The sequence below is a fragment of the Vreelandella aquamarina genome (assembly GCF_900110265.1).
Taxonomy (GTDB): Bacteria; Pseudomonadota; Gammaproteobacteria; order Pseudomonadales; family Halomonadaceae; genus Vreelandella; species Vreelandella aquamarina.
This window is the reverse complement of the sequence record NZ_FODB01000039.1, coordinates 24,642-37,476: the sequence shown is the minus strand read 5'-3', so window position 1 is coordinate 37,476 and position 12,835 is coordinate 24,642. Positions and strand designations below refer to the sequence as shown.

14 protein-coding genes are annotated in these 12,835 nt (G+C 52.0%); 4 read left to right on the top strand and 10 right to left on the bottom strand.

What is annotated here, in order from left to right; translation table 11 throughout:
- Window positions 1-137 precede the first annotated feature (137 nt).
- The 4 genes from BMY49_RS11590 to BMY49_RS17870 all read left to right on the top strand — a co-directional run bounded on the left by BMY49_RS11590 (window position 138) and on the right by BMY49_RS17870 (window position 3,694).
- Complete coding sequence (locus BMY49_RS11590; protein WP_089675633.1) at window positions 138-392, top strand: hypothetical protein; 255 nt, start codon at window positions 138-140, stop codon at window positions 390-392.
- A gap of 262 nt (window positions 393-654) precedes the next feature.
- Entirely contained in the window at window positions 655-1,149 is a 495-nt protein-coding gene (locus tag BMY49_RS11585) for an AAA-type ATPase lid domain-containing protein (protein ID WP_167359372.1), read from the top strand.
- Window positions 1,150-1,793: 644 nt separating this feature from the next.
- Window positions 1,794-3,491: a sodium:solute symporter family protein gene (locus BMY49_RS11580; protein WP_089675631.1), complete on the top strand. Its 1,698-nt coding sequence runs from the start codon at window positions 1,794-1,796 to the stop codon at window positions 3,489-3,491.
- 74 nt (window positions 3,492-3,565) lie between these two features.
- Complete coding sequence (locus BMY49_RS17870) at window positions 3,566-3,694, top strand: putative transporter small subunit (RefSeq protein ID WP_212715306.1); 129 nt, start codon at window positions 3,566-3,568, stop codon at window positions 3,692-3,694.
- Between the two features lie 264 nt (window positions 3,695-3,958).
- Here the strand turns inward: BMY49_RS17870 and BMY49_RS11575 are convergent, their stop codons facing one another.
- The 10 genes from BMY49_RS11575 to BMY49_RS11530 all read right to left on the bottom strand — a co-directional run bounded on the left by BMY49_RS11575 (window position 3,959) and on the right by BMY49_RS11530 (window position 12,650).
- Window positions 3,959-4,096: a helix-turn-helix domain-containing protein gene (locus BMY49_RS11575; protein ID WP_276325985.1), complete on the bottom strand. Its 138-nt coding sequence runs from the start codon at window positions 4,094-4,096 to the stop codon at window positions 3,959-3,961.
- Entirely contained in the window at window positions 4,093-4,593 is a 501-nt protein-coding gene (locus BMY49_RS11570; RefSeq protein WP_276325984.1) for a transposase, read from the bottom strand. Before BMY49_RS11570 ends, BMY49_RS11575 begins: the two co-directional genes overlap by 4 nt.
- 184 nt (window positions 4,594-4,777) lie before the next feature.
- On the bottom strand, window positions 4,778-6,736 hold the full coding sequence (locus BMY49_RS11565) for a hypothetical protein (protein WP_089675628.1): 1,959 nt from the start codon (window positions 6,734-6,736) through the stop codon (window positions 4,778-4,780).
- 2 nt (window positions 6,737-6,738) lie between these two features.
- On the bottom strand, window positions 6,739-7,179 hold the full coding sequence (locus tag BMY49_RS11560) for a hypothetical protein (RefSeq protein ID WP_208596192.1): 441 nt from the start codon (window positions 7,177-7,179) through the stop codon (window positions 6,739-6,741).
- Window positions 7,180-7,354: 175 nt separating this feature from the next.
- Window positions 7,355-8,968 (bottom strand): VPA1262 family N-terminal domain-containing protein, encoded by a 1,614-nt coding sequence (locus BMY49_RS11555; protein ID WP_089675626.1) that lies wholly within the window; start codon window positions 8,966-8,968, stop codon window positions 7,355-7,357.
- Between the two features lie 27 nt (window positions 8,969-8,995).
- On the bottom strand, window positions 8,996-9,208 hold the full coding sequence (locus tag BMY49_RS18040; protein ID WP_089675625.1) for a DUF3037 domain-containing protein: 213 nt from the start codon (window positions 9,206-9,208) through the stop codon (window positions 8,996-8,998).
- Window positions 9,205-9,411, bottom strand: coding sequence for a DUF3037 domain-containing protein (locus BMY49_RS18035; protein ID WP_143058129.1), 207 nt, complete (start codon window positions 9,409-9,411; stop codon window positions 9,205-9,207). Before BMY49_RS18035 ends, BMY49_RS18040 begins: the two co-directional genes overlap by 4 nt.
- Window positions 9,412-9,451: 40 nt before the next feature.
- Window positions 9,452-10,342, bottom strand: coding sequence for a type II toxin-antitoxin system RelE/ParE family toxin (locus tag BMY49_RS11540; protein WP_089675623.1), 891 nt, complete (start codon window positions 10,340-10,342; stop codon window positions 9,452-9,454).
- A gap of 3 nt (window positions 10,343-10,345) precedes the next feature.
- Entirely contained in the window at window positions 10,346-11,419 is a 1,074-nt protein-coding gene (locus BMY49_RS11535; RefSeq protein WP_089675622.1) for an AAA family ATPase, read from the bottom strand.
- Window positions 11,412-12,650, bottom strand: coding sequence for a DUF262 domain-containing protein (locus tag BMY49_RS11530; RefSeq protein WP_089675621.1), 1,239 nt, complete (start codon window positions 12,648-12,650; stop codon window positions 11,412-11,414). The genes BMY49_RS11535 and BMY49_RS11530 overlap by 8 nt, the downstream gene beginning before the upstream one ends.
- Window positions 12,651-12,835 lie beyond the last annotated feature (185 nt).

The window sequence follows — 12,835 nt, the reverse complement described above, 5'->3', positions numbered from 1 at the left end:
GGGCACACACGAAGGCTGATAATTCTATAAAACCAATAGCATACGGTCTGGCATAGGTCCACACCTTACCCCTTGCAACACAAAACATCGCATCGAGCGATTATGTTGCAGACTTAGAAACCGTGAATAAGGCGGCTATGCATTGGAACACCATTTATTACAATGCGTATCGCATCGGTGTAGAGGGCGTTAATACCCCCGTTGAGCTTCTGCTAGGTAGACGATATCAATTTCGCCGCACGTATCATCCTGTCGATCGGGCCTGGATGCTGACCTTCTCTGGCGTTGACAGCCATCGACATCGTCGCATCACGGTTCACCTCGGTGCCGCCGCCGACAAGTGGTGGCCGACCTTGCTTAAGGGGCTACCGAAGCTGACCGCACTGAGCTGACGCTCCTGCGAGACCACCACAGCATCAGAAAGCGAGCGACCGGAGCGGCGGTCGGCGATCACGGCTGCTTTGAAGGTCGAGATTAATTCCTGGAGGTTATAAAACGGCGAAAGAAACGCAGTGTTCGGGCATTACGAAGCAGGCGCTCACGCCGGAAATACGGATCCTTACGAGCAATGCCGATGGCACGTAGCTTCAGACTGCCCGATCAGAACCCTCGTGAATGAGGCGGGTTAACGCCTTTACATTAAGTGTGCCACCCTTGTACCAGCGCCTTGACGACATCGTGCCATTGGCGGAACACTTTCTCAGCCACTTTGAAAACCACTATCAACGCCGCACACTCGGCTTTTCCGATCAGGCTCGTTCAGCCATGTACCAGTACCGCTGGCCGGGAAACGTACGCGAACTCAAGAACTGCGTCGAACGAGGCGTGATTCTCACTGCTGACAATAAACATATTACCGAAAAAGCATTGTTTGGTGATTACCGCGTCCCGACACTGGAGCGCGAGAAAGCTCAATGCCTAGATGAAACGGGCATGCTCATACCAACATCTGACGACAACTCCAGCAACGTATCTCCACGAGAGCATATTCAACCACTACTAGACGCTGGTATGACATTAGAAGAGGTAGAAAGAGCACTAATTCAAGCCGCCAATAGTGATAGTGGCGGAAATATAACTGCAGCAGCGCAGCGCCTAGGAATGACGCGAGCAGCCTATGCCTACCGTCTTAAAAAGCATCGCCTCTAACTATTTGCCCGCACGAATAATATTTTCCATGTCTACAGGGAGTCACGCCGTAAAAAAACGGCGATTATCGAGTATCGATAACCCCTAGGCTGAATAGCGACACCACAGTGCCCTCCTCAAGCAGCGGCACAACGAGGAAGATTTTCCCAGGCTATTTTCTGACAAACCTGACAATTGACCACTAATCGGACGTAAATTGGACATTTTGCACTGTAAACCTTAAGGTATTGCTCCTCTGGGGTACTGGCCTTGAGCCACATACAACCCCTATTATCGGCACCCGCAAGGGTTCCGCTTGGTATTGCCTCACCACAGTTTGGATCACCGGCACTTTCGACTCTCCGCACGATGCGGACGCTATCGATAGAAGAGGGAATCCATGTCGAGCCATTATTCGGATGAGGGCCGCTGCATGCCGCGCCGCCCGCCACCCTACCTCCCCGCTTGGGGTTAATGCCCCCATTCGGCATCTTTTTGCCGTGTCTTGATAATGCCAGCGGCTGAGCTCTGCGCCAACAAGCCGACTGTCTGTCATCCAAGCAACGCTCACGCCCTGCGCCGGATCTGCCATGTTGCCACTGCGTTCAGCATGTTGCGTGCGACGGCCCTTGCGCGTATTTGTTCCACCCACAGAGGAATTGCTTTTGAACAGTGAGTCTTTATATCAATTCTCGACCCTGACTGTTGTTTTGCTGCTGATTGCCTTTTATGGCGGTACCTACCTAATGACGCTCGGCATTCGCAAAAAGAACGAGGATGCCGACGCCTTCATGGTTTCCAATCATCGCGTAGGGTTTGGGATCGGTGCAGCTAGCATGACCGCCACCTGGATCTGGGCGGCCTCCTTCTATGCTGCGGCCACTTCCGGCTATACCTATGGCGTATCAGGGCCCATACACTACGGACTCTGGGGGGCTCTGATGATCCTATTCATCTACCCCTTCGGTCGACGTTTTCGCAAGCTGGCCCCCAATGCCCACACCCTGGGCGAGCTGATTCATGCGCGACATGGTTCTTCCAGCCAGCTGATTCTAGCGCTTTCCAATGTCCTGGGCAGTGTGATCAGCTTGATGGTCAACTTTACCGCTGCCGGGGCGCTGGTGTCAGTGCTCTCGCCACTTTCCTTCCAGGCCGGGGTGATCATCGCCGGAGTCGGGGTGCTGCTGTATACTTTGTGGTCGGGCTTTCGCGCCTCGGTACTAACCGACTTCGCCCAGCTGGTGGCGCTCATGGCCATTGCCATCGTGATTATTCCTGCGGTGTTCTTCGCCATGGGCGGCCCATCAGAGCTAGTTGCCGGTCTCGACAACCTTAGCGTCGAGCAGACCAACTTCTTTTCCACTGACGCCATCCTCAATCAGGGCGCGCCCTTCTTCGTCGCGGTGCTGGCCTACGCCATTGGCAACCAGACGATTTCCCAGCGCCTATTCGCTGTGAACGAAGAGCACATTAAACCCACCTTCCTCACCGCTACCATAGGTTACGGGGCGATCGTTATAGGGTTGGGCATGATCGGCCTGATGGCGCTGACCCTCGGTGTCGAGCCGCTCAACGGCGACATGAACAACCTGATTCCGCAAATGGTCTCAGGCTACCTGCCACCCATCTTCATCGCGCTGTTTTTCATCCTGGTGATTGGCTCGTTGTCGTCCACCGCCGACTCCGACCTCTCCGCGCTATCGGCGATTATGATGGCTGATGTCTATGGCAAGAACATCGCCCGCGGCAGGGCCGATCCCAAGCGCATGCTGCTGGTGGGGCGTCTGACTATGATCGTCGCCACGATAATAGGCATCGTGTTCGCCAGCTTTTCGTTGGATATCCTGGTCATGCTGGTGTTCGTCGGTGCCTTGTGGGGCGCCATCGTTTTCCCTGTAATCGCTAGCTGTTTCTGGAACCGCGTGACCAACGCCGCCTTTACCACCTCGGTGCTTGTCGCCATGGTGCTGTTCTGCGCTGCGCGCTTCGAGTTGATCTCTCTTGCTGGCCCCGGTGGGTTATTTTTCGAGCTGCTCGCCTGCATCGGCGGTGGCGTTATCATAGGCCTGATGGTGTTTGGCTTTCTCGGCCAAGCGGCCGGTTTCATCGCTGGCATTCTCACCCTTGTTGCCTCGCTGATTTTCGCGACCGGTTTCTTACGTGACTACACCGTGCTACTAGCCTCGCTGACCGCTTATGGCGCCAGTACCCTAGTATGCGTGGTGATGAGTCTGGCCAGCCGTCAGGCGCGCTTCGATTTCGACACCATCGGCCAGCGCGTAGGCAACTACGACCTCTCCCCGGCGAAGTCAGATGACCAGCCTACCGAAGGCAGGCCGGCGGGCCTGGCTGCCCAACACTGATTGTGAACTTTTTTAATATTTGACCAAAAGGCGGTGCAGGCCCTAGCCAGCACCGAATTAAGGAGGCAAAGACCATGACCATGCTTTTCAGTTTTTATGTGCTGATTTGGCCCGTACTGACATTGGGCGTACTGGCCCTGATCTGCCGCGCTGTATGGCGTGATCGGCAGCAGGCCCGCGCGGAAAACCGCGAGCTGGTTTAACCAAGGGCTGCGGCACCTAGGCATTCGGCCGCGCGTGGGGAGAGGAGATTCTAGTGCAAGGCATGCTAGTGCGCTTTGCGCTCGACCAGCCTATTTTCGATTTGGGAGATTTGCATGCATTGCTCCCAACGGGTCACCCTCCCCACCAAGGTTCTGATAATGATCGATTAATTGCATGACCGCCATTAGCCAGAATTGCTCGCTGCACTGGCTGTCCCCAATGGCTTTGCTATTGAGCGATTGCGCTTTGGCTTGTGCACACCGCTAGCCTTTGGCGACCCAGCGATAGTAGGTCCGCACGTTAATGCCCATCACCTGACAGGCCTTGGCCAGCCTAGCACCGTCACGCTGGGCGTCTTGCACCAGGGTCACGATACGCTGGCGATCCGGGAGGCTGGTCAGTCGTCCTCGTCGTTGGTCGTGCCCCAGATCGCCTCGGCCATTTTTGACAGGGCCAACAGCGCCGCCGTCTCGGCCAGGGCCTTGTCCTTGCGGTGCAGTTCGTGCTCCAGCTTACGGAGCCGCTTCTGCTCCGCCTTACGCGCCTGTCGAAGCTGCTTGGCCTGCGCTGCCGCATCGTCGTTGGCGTTCATGCAGGCATCCCGCCAGGCCTCCACCTGCTCGGGGTAGAGCCCGCGCTCGCGGCAGTAGGCGCTGACTTCAGCCTCGTTCATCGGAGCTGTCTCCAGGACGATCTGGAACTTCTCCTGGCTGGTCCACTGATCTGGCTGGGTAGAACGTGATGGCAAAACCTGTCCTCGTGCTCTGGCCTGTTTCCGCCAATTATAGAGGGTTGTCGCGGTGATGCCTTCCTGTTCGGCTAATTCCGGGATGGTCATGTTCATGGGCGGCGCCATCTTCTTGAGGATGGCTTCCTTACGCTCTGCGGGGTAACACACGTTGATCACCTCTCAATCCGTTTTTTGGGTGACAACTACGCTGGCAGATAGGGTCGGCGAGAGATGCCAAGGTTCAACTATGGCATTTCGGACCAGCGCTGATAGTTTGTATGCGTATGCCGATTACTTGGCGTCTGGTGCCTGAGCTAACTTCTCACCTTGGGCACGACAACAGCCTCTCGCTTCATCCCATAAGTGGCTCAATAGCCTTGATAGCTCGGCTATCCATCGGGTACCTGCGGTCCCGGAGCCCGTTAAGCCGTTTGAGCGTGTCCACGCAGACGTCCAGGTCGACGGAGGCACCCCGTAATTCCTCACGTAACTTTGAAGCATCCAGCTCATTGAGCATGCACGCGTGCAGGAAGATTATCAGGTCACCAGGGTTTGACTGGAAACAGTCCAAGAAGTCCCGAATAGATGGTGTCTCTTGCCCAGTGAATATCGCAGCTATATGTTCAGAAGTATAGCTGGCATCCCAGTATACCCGGCGCAGAGCAAGGTGCTGCAGCAATGACTGCCACTTATCACGATTGATAGTATCATCTATATTCAATACTTCCATGGCTGCCGAGGTAAGCGACCTATACAAGCTGATCAATTCCTCTACCAAATGGTCCGCTGATGCATCAAGACGAGCAGCAGCTTGCTCAAAGCAGGCCAACCCCATGCAACCCAACAGCAGCAATAAACGGCTGGCGTCTGCTCGGTCCGAGTAGGATTTTTCCCCAGCATCCACGGAACCAAACTCTAGTACTTCCCGCAGGTAATAGGCACTATCCCAAAGCTGCTGCCAGCTCGCCGAAAAACCATCCATCGACGCCAAGGGATACACCAGCAGGTTCGCAGATAAACTAGGTATGTTATCTCTAATAATATGTAGATTAGCCCGTCCCCGTAAGTCACGCCCCTTCTGTTCATGCCAGCTTTCTGGAGTAAGCTGCCATTGGCTGGCAAATTTTTCGAAAGCCGGAGGATCGATGAACCCCATATGGGCAAAATACGATAATACACATTGATGACACCAGGCTTCCCATGGCGCGGCGTCTTCAGGAGCCCTCTCGATCAGCTGCTTCTGTTGTATGGACGTTCCTATTGCTTCTAGTAAGGCGTTGTCCACGAAATCATGGGATCGAATATCACTGAATTCGCTTTCTCTTTCATGCAGAACTTGTCGCATCAGCCAGATGCTCCAGCGGGCAAACATCGCCGTGGCTTCTTCTCGACTGGTGAGAATATCCACTACCGCTCGGATCAGCTTGGTGACTTGGTTGGTGAGCGAAGTTACCTCGGTTTCATCGGCACCGTGACGGGGAATCCGTCTGCCAGGATCAAGCAGTTCGTTACGCGCATGCACCAGCAGCAATGGCAGCAATAACGAGCCATTCCAGCTCCCGTCCTGATTAAAGGCTAGTGGTGCCGATTTGACGTATGTCGCCCACTGGGCGAAGCGTGGGCTGAATGCGCCAATTCCAGAACTCAGCAGAGCTGTATCTACGAGAAGCGGATTATTTGAATCAGCAATCAAGTCCCTAAGTTCCTCCGGAGCAAACTCACACATAAAGCCGAAGATTCGCATCTCCTCCTTATAATTTATGAATTCGGAGCCCGGTAACTCCCGCCAAATCTCTTCAAGTGGGAATTCGGCATTTTGCCAATTCGACCAAGCCCTTTCGAACGCCTCGTACTTGCGCTTTGAGCCCGACTTCAGTTCCCCGGCTTCCAGCGCCTTGAAGAGTAACGTCGCCAAATTAACGTAGGCCTCCCGGGCACAGGGATTATTTTTAGCATAAGCTGACATGGCCTCGTTCAACCAGTGTTCGACATGCCAGGAGTTGTACGCAACTTCCTTAACCTTGAGCCAAGTTGCTATATCCGGGCTTCTCCAAAGCCCCCATGCACAAGCCGCGGTCAGCAGCATATCGGCTTCGAGCGGCAGCTCCACCTGCTCCTGGACAAGCTCCAGCAACGACTCGTTCTCCGGCGACCCTTCCGCCGTGAGGCTCTCCGCCAGCGAAGCGATCAGATGAGGCTGGTCTTTATCGGTCTTCACTATTAGATTAAGAAAATCGTCGCGAGTTTTGAAGTTGTTATCATAAACTTGGTACTCGTCAAGTTCAGCGTTTTGTTCGCGTATCCACTGCATCGTCACTTCCCCTTGCACTTGTCCCAAGCCATCTCAAAAAACTCGATGGCGCCCGAGTCGATAGCACACCACCCCCGACTGGCAGCGTTAACGCTGGCATGGAAGCCGCCGACAGTAGCCCCGAAGTGCCAGAGTTCGTCATCGAGGATAGCAAAGCGGTCATGGATGAAATCAAAGCCCACTTTGAGGCGTGTATTTACCTGGATGCTACATTGCTTGGGGCGCCGGGCCTGGAGTTGATTTATTTCTCGCTCCCGTAACTGGAACAATTGCAGCATCTCCTCATTGATTTCGTCGTGTGCTTTCGTGAGGATTCTGATATCGCTGGCGACGAGACCGGGATGTAGCCAATCCAGGATCATCAGGATACGATCATCCGGTTTCCCTTGGTCCGGCATCAAGAAGTACTCATCCACAACCCATACTCGCTCCACCGCATTCACGACCGCTATGCGAAAAGCTTCTAAAGGTTTTGGGTTAGATGAGCGCCTACGTGTTCGGATGGTTTCCATTTCTCTTGGAAAAAAATGACTGCCGCCACTCTCGCCCCCCCACATAATTTCCCGCTCCAAGTGGGGGCGTGGCGGCCTCGGGGGCGGCTTCAGAGAAGAATTGAACTTATTCACTCCTCCCCCGCTCTGTATTGGTCTTAGCTGTTTTTTTAATATGTTCATTTAGGCAGGGAGCGTTGGTACTTAAGCTTTCTAAACGTTCGATGACTTCACTAGGGTTTGGCAATTTAACGATCATCGAAGCTTTTTCACCCAAGCTATTTAGCGAATTACCAACAAACCACACATCGTTGTCAACCACCAAGAAACGATCATGCAGGCTAGATGCGGAAATCACCCTGACATCCGGCACCAACTTTTGGTACTTGTTCAGTTCTTCAAGGCTGTGCCTGAACGCTTCCAATAAGCCGAGCTTGGTTTCAACATTCTTCTGCTTACACATAGGCTTGAATGCGAGCTTCGTCGTCAGCAGAGCTATGCTCACCTCGCTATGCACCGCATATAAGAACTGTCCCAGTTGCAAGGCACCTAGGTAGGGGTCGGCAATTATCACTCTGGAGCGAGCGGCACGAAGCAAGCTTTGAATAAAATACATAGCCTCCTCACGCGAACCTTCGGCGAACCAGCGCTGCCCATAATGCTTAGCCTCTGCCAGTTTTTCCCTCTTTCTAGCCTCTACAGCAACGCGTACGCCTGGACCGGGGGTGCTGACCTTCCCAATAGCAGATTTCGACGCCAACTCCGAGCCCATAGCCGCCTGGTAATCTATAGCTGGAGCTGTCGGTGAATCACTCGAAGGCACTCTGACTTTTCGGCTACTCCCCGAAGAGACACGGATATCGAGATTCATTTGCCGCAGGAAGGAAGAAGAAGGCTGATAAGCGAGGACACCATGCTCATCGTGAGTCACCACGAAACCATACTCTCCCATGCAGGTTCCCTTCTCCACTTCCAAAATTCCATTAATTGGAACTTCATGAGTCTCGAAGCTGGTGAGCAGTCGGGCTTCCTTGTCAAACGTCGTGAGGCGAAGCCCCTTTACGTTCTGGCCAGGGCGCGGGACGATCCGATAGATGATCCGCTCACCGCGTCCATCCTTGGCTGGCACCATGAAATTATCAATTTGCTGTACGACCGGATCCGGTGAAATATAGACCGCGCTACCAAGATATTCTTGATAATCGAACAGATCGATGTGCATACGCCGAGCCACGAACGCCTGGGCATCCTCATTCTCCAAGAACGCTTCCAGGCCTGAGCGATCACCGAAGCGCCGGTGCAGGCGCCCAGGCACACTACCAATAAAGGGTGCAGGGTCTATTGCGCGCTGGTTAGGTCGGGAAAAAAGATCTTCATTGATTGGCAGGCCTAGCATTGGCCACGGCTGGTCACTTACCATTTTTGAAACTTGGATTGGCACACCATCCAACTTTTTTTCACGGTCTTCCTGTCGAGTCGGAACCGGAGTGCATGTTTCACCCTCGCCTAAGGTTTGGTACCAATTTATTGCATCATTTTTCGACAGGATCACTCGGCGGAAAAATAGCGTTTCTTTATTTTCCTTAAGGCGGAGACACTCAACACCACACATAGCCGTCGGCACGGGCCTACCTTGGGCCAATTCGGTAACAGTGGTAAACAGTAGCTTGCCCGCTTCCCCTTTTCTCTGCACTGTCACCAGCCGTACAACGGCCCATTGATTACAATCATTAGTAGCCATCAGCCCATACTCCAACTTAGCGCTTATTCATACCGGGTATTGCGGTGTCACAAAAAGATGCTCAAAATAGTGCTTGTATAGATCGGTCAAGGTTTTGGCTGGATCATCCGTCAATACCACGCCGGGGTCACTGAACTGGAACAGCGTTTCACGCGGGCGTGTTAGTTTCTGAAACAATCCATCGGTCCATGCAGTTTGGCTGGTGGCCAGTTGCTCGATACGCGTGAGTTCGTTTTTCATCGCCTGGATAGCCGTCTTGTAGGTGCGGCTACCCAGACCCTTGAAAAGAAATCGGTCAGCCGCTTGTAGCGCTTACCCTGCAGCTGGGAGCCGAAATAAGCCGCATTACCGGCAGCCTGCACAATACCGATTTTAACAAATTCGCTTGTTTCAACATAGGGCATAACCCGCAGAATGACGTACTGGTAGGCCACTCGTTTCATGATGAGTTCTATGAAAAGAAAAAAGGTGAAGAACAAAAAATCAGGAGCATTGAATTAAATCGTTGTATATCCTCTGAGCAATGGGTACGTACTTGGCATAACCTTCGTTATCGCTGTGTTTGATAAAGCCAATCAATAGCACATAGCACGCTTCGCCGTGATGCTTGAAGATCATCCTGATGGCACCGCCAGCAAAGGCTGAGCAGCGTATTTCTCTGAGCGCATCGCTATTATTCAAACTGTCAAACAATGGTTTACCGCCCTGAAACCTCTTCTCTACGGCTAGCTTCAGTTTTTCTGCGACTATTTTTTGGTTGACTGCTTCTATCTGTGCAAACCATTCCTTGAATTCATCCGAAGCGATATGATCAGACAAAATTCTGTCTAGCTCTATGGCGTGAAGCTGATCTGAGTGGTACTTCCCGTCCTCTCTCTGCGCTACATTTTTCAGCAGCAGGTAGTCATCAACAAACCTGCCGTGTTCATCTGCTTTACAGATTTTTATTGTGTCACTCTGCCACTTAGGTTCTGTAGCAAGGCTCAACAGATAGCCAGAAGTAACCCAAGCCAAGGCGTATACATCAGGGTACGGATCTACTGCCTGTCCCGGCAGATAGAAACTGTAAGCTGACATTTCTTCTATCTGGTCGGAACTCAGAGCATCCAGCGCAGGGCTTTTGTCTTCAACCTCCAGCAAAAAAAGCTGAAGGTCTGACTCCGAAGCTTCAACAAAGTTTTCGTAAGTAAAGCCTTTGGCAATTTCCAGAGTATGTAAAGATTCACCATTGGAATCGTAGTAAAACTGGCACCGCCATTGCCCAGCACCTGCTAATGCCAATACCCCCTGAATGACATCATCAAACTGGGCTTGCCCACTTTTTTGATCTAATGCTGGAAAGCTGTTGGTATTGATGCAAAATATCAGATCCATTGATTAGCTTCTCTTGGCAAGAATAGCCCGGTTTTTTAGTGTCTGATCAAAGAAACCTTCCGGCCAGTAATCCAGTTTACCGTCTTCACTCAGTGTTGGTGACTGCACCCGAGTGGGTGATTCATTGCTTTTTGAAAAGTAATGAAACTTGACCTGCGCGCTGCTTATTTCCTGATTTTTGATAGCAATACGCAAGGCATCCATCACATGTTCACTGTGGGTTTCCACTACCAGCTGTACACCCTGGGCAGCACATAGTGCCAGCAAACGCCCCATGGCTGTTTGCCCTTTGGGGTGCAGATGGGCTTCAGGATTTTCCAGTACCAGCAAGACACCATTCTCCTGTTTACGGGTTTCCCACTCGGACACCCATAGGTCGTTGCCCTTTTCACTGACAGGCCGTGCCACTGAACCCAGTGCGGCGGCAATGATGGGCAGCGTATAACTTAAGCCAAAGCCCACGTTGGTTGGCCGAAAGCTATCGACTTCAGCATGGGTAATGTCGGCTTTTTTAAGGCGGTTGAAAGTAAACTTAACGTCGGGGGATATTTCGGAAAGCCAGCCTTGCAGCACATGTTCAAAGGTCATACTTTGTGCATTTTCATGGCGTAACAAGTCAGGAAGTATATAGTTTTGTTCTACCAGGCGTGTGATAAAGTCAAAGACAAACTCACCCCGATCTCCAACATGGGGGCTGCTTAGCAAGCTTCCTGCTATTGGCAAATTAGGCTGCGGCCCCAGGCGGTCTGCACCGACATAGAAAAATTCCGGGCCTTGATCTGGCCTGACAAGGTGGTTGTCGTTAAGGATTAACTCACTGCTCTTGCCATCTTCCCAGTGCAAACCCACTGCTATGTTTTCTTTGGGGTTTGAAAAGTGTGAGCGCAGCTCATCCAGCCCGCCGTGTCCTGCCAGAAGCGGCGCTTGGCCGGAAAGAGCAGCATTATGCATTCTGAGCGCCTGAATAACTGAACTTTTACCACTACTATTTAAACCTGCCAGCAGTGTACAAGACGCTAAATCTAGTGACTCCTTCACTACGGATTTGAAGTTGGTGATTGAAAGGCGCTTAATCATGCTCATTCCCTAAGAAGTTTTGAATCAGTTCGGTCACGCTCTGGTAGCTATCGAGCACGCCTTTTTGTGAAGATGAATGGCGGCTGATGGCGTTTACAAAATCCTGTTTGCTGAGTAGTGTTTGATATTCTGCGAACAAGTGCTCTTTTTCTGAGATCAGCTGGTTAAATTCAGCGCTGGGCATTTCAGCAAGGATGTTGCCCCAGACTTCAAACAGGGATTTGTTGATCGGTGATTTTCGCTCATCTCCCGGCAGGGATTTTCTGAAGGCGTGGCCTTCAAAAAGCTGAGCCGCCCGCTGCATGGCAAGGCTGAACTTTTGTTTAATCTCTTCCAGGCTTTGCACTTTTATAACCGGTTGTACGCTGTCTTTAAAAATAGCGTTGATAGCATCAGCACTGGGTTGAGGAAATTCGTTGATCAGGCGCATGGCGTTGCTTAGCCATTCATCCATGCCAGATTTGTAGGCGCTTCTTTCCATCACCATAAAGGCTAGCAGCCTGAGTACCAGTTCACTGGCTCCCATGCGGCTATCATCTATGCGCCGCCCGACCGCATTGATAAATTCATCGGATGCCACCAGCTCTTGCAGCAATTGCGATGACTGGCCTTCATACAGGGCATGGCGGATTTCCTGAGCGGTCAGCGGCATACCGCCGGTGTTGATGCGTTTGAAGATATTGCGCTTCACCGCTTCGGGCGTGCCAGGGTTGATTATCGTAAAACGCATTTCTGTTTCCAGCAGGGTGTTTACGATCTTCTGATCTTCCGGATTGCTCTCGATGGCTCTGAAAGTTTTGCCATCAAAGCGCTTGCTTAAAAACTCCAGGTCTTTGAGCTTCAGCAAAACGCCATTTTTGTCGCCATGCAAAAAGTCCCGAATGGCTGATAAGCGTTGCAAGCCATCAACGACTTCCCATTTGCCCAGGTCATCTGCCGCCACATAAAACATGGGCAGGGGGATATTGAGCATGATGGACTCTATCAGCCTGCTTTTTTTACTGGCATTCCAAACTTCTTTACGTTGAAACGAAGGAGACAGTATCAAGGTGCCTTGCTTCAAGCGCCGCAAAATAGTGTCCATAGGTACGGCTTTTTGCTCTATGGTGATTTTACTGGGATCAAAGGGCTCGATTACCTCTTCGTCTGCATCCAGCTCGATACCAATTTGCTCACCTGTTTCAGACAGCTCCTGCTTGGGCTGGCTTATGTTGTCATCTTCAATTGTCATAGAATAGCCACTGGGTCCAGTGTAAAAATTAGTTCAATAGATCGGCTCACATCACAAAGCCAGCACACTTACTTAATATGGGTAGATGGATTTTATACCGCGTTTGCGATCGATCAGGTCAAGGGTGAAAGCACCTCGCCTGGACGAACGACCTGCCTAGCATCAACGTGACGCGTAGTAATTTG

Coding starts and splice junctions, on each gene's coding strand:
- BMY49_RS11555 (WP_089675626.1), bottom strand. CDS start 8,968: ATGGCTACTAATGATTGTAATCAATGGGCCGTTGTACGGCTGGTGACA.
- BMY49_RS11530 (WP_089675621.1), bottom strand. CDS start 12,650: ATGACAATTGAAGATGACAACATAAGCCAGCCCAAGCAGGAGCTGTCT.
- BMY49_RS11590 (WP_089675633.1), top strand. CDS start 138: ATGCATTGGAACACCATTTATTACAATGCGTATCGCATCGGTGTAGAG.
- BMY49_RS11540 (WP_089675623.1), bottom strand. CDS start 10,342: ATGGATCTGATATTTTGCATCAATACCAACAGCTTTCCAGCATTAGAT.
- BMY49_RS18035 (WP_143058129.1), bottom strand. CDS start 9,411: ATGAAACGAGTGGCCTACCAGTACGTCATTCTGCGGGTTATGCCCTAT.
- BMY49_RS18040 (WP_089675625.1), bottom strand. CDS start 9,208: ATGAAAAACGAACTCACGCGTATCGAGCAACTGGCCACCAGCCAAACT.
- BMY49_RS11535 (WP_089675622.1), bottom strand. CDS start 11,419: ATGATTAAGCGCCTTTCAATCACCAACTTCAAATCCGTAGTGAAGGAG.
- BMY49_RS11565 (WP_089675628.1), bottom strand. CDS start 6,736: ATGCAGTGGATACGCGAACAAAACGCTGAACTTGACGAGTACCAAGTT.
- BMY49_RS17870 (WP_212715306.1), top strand. CDS start 3,566: ATGACCATGCTTTTCAGTTTTTATGTGCTGATTTGGCCCGTACTGACA.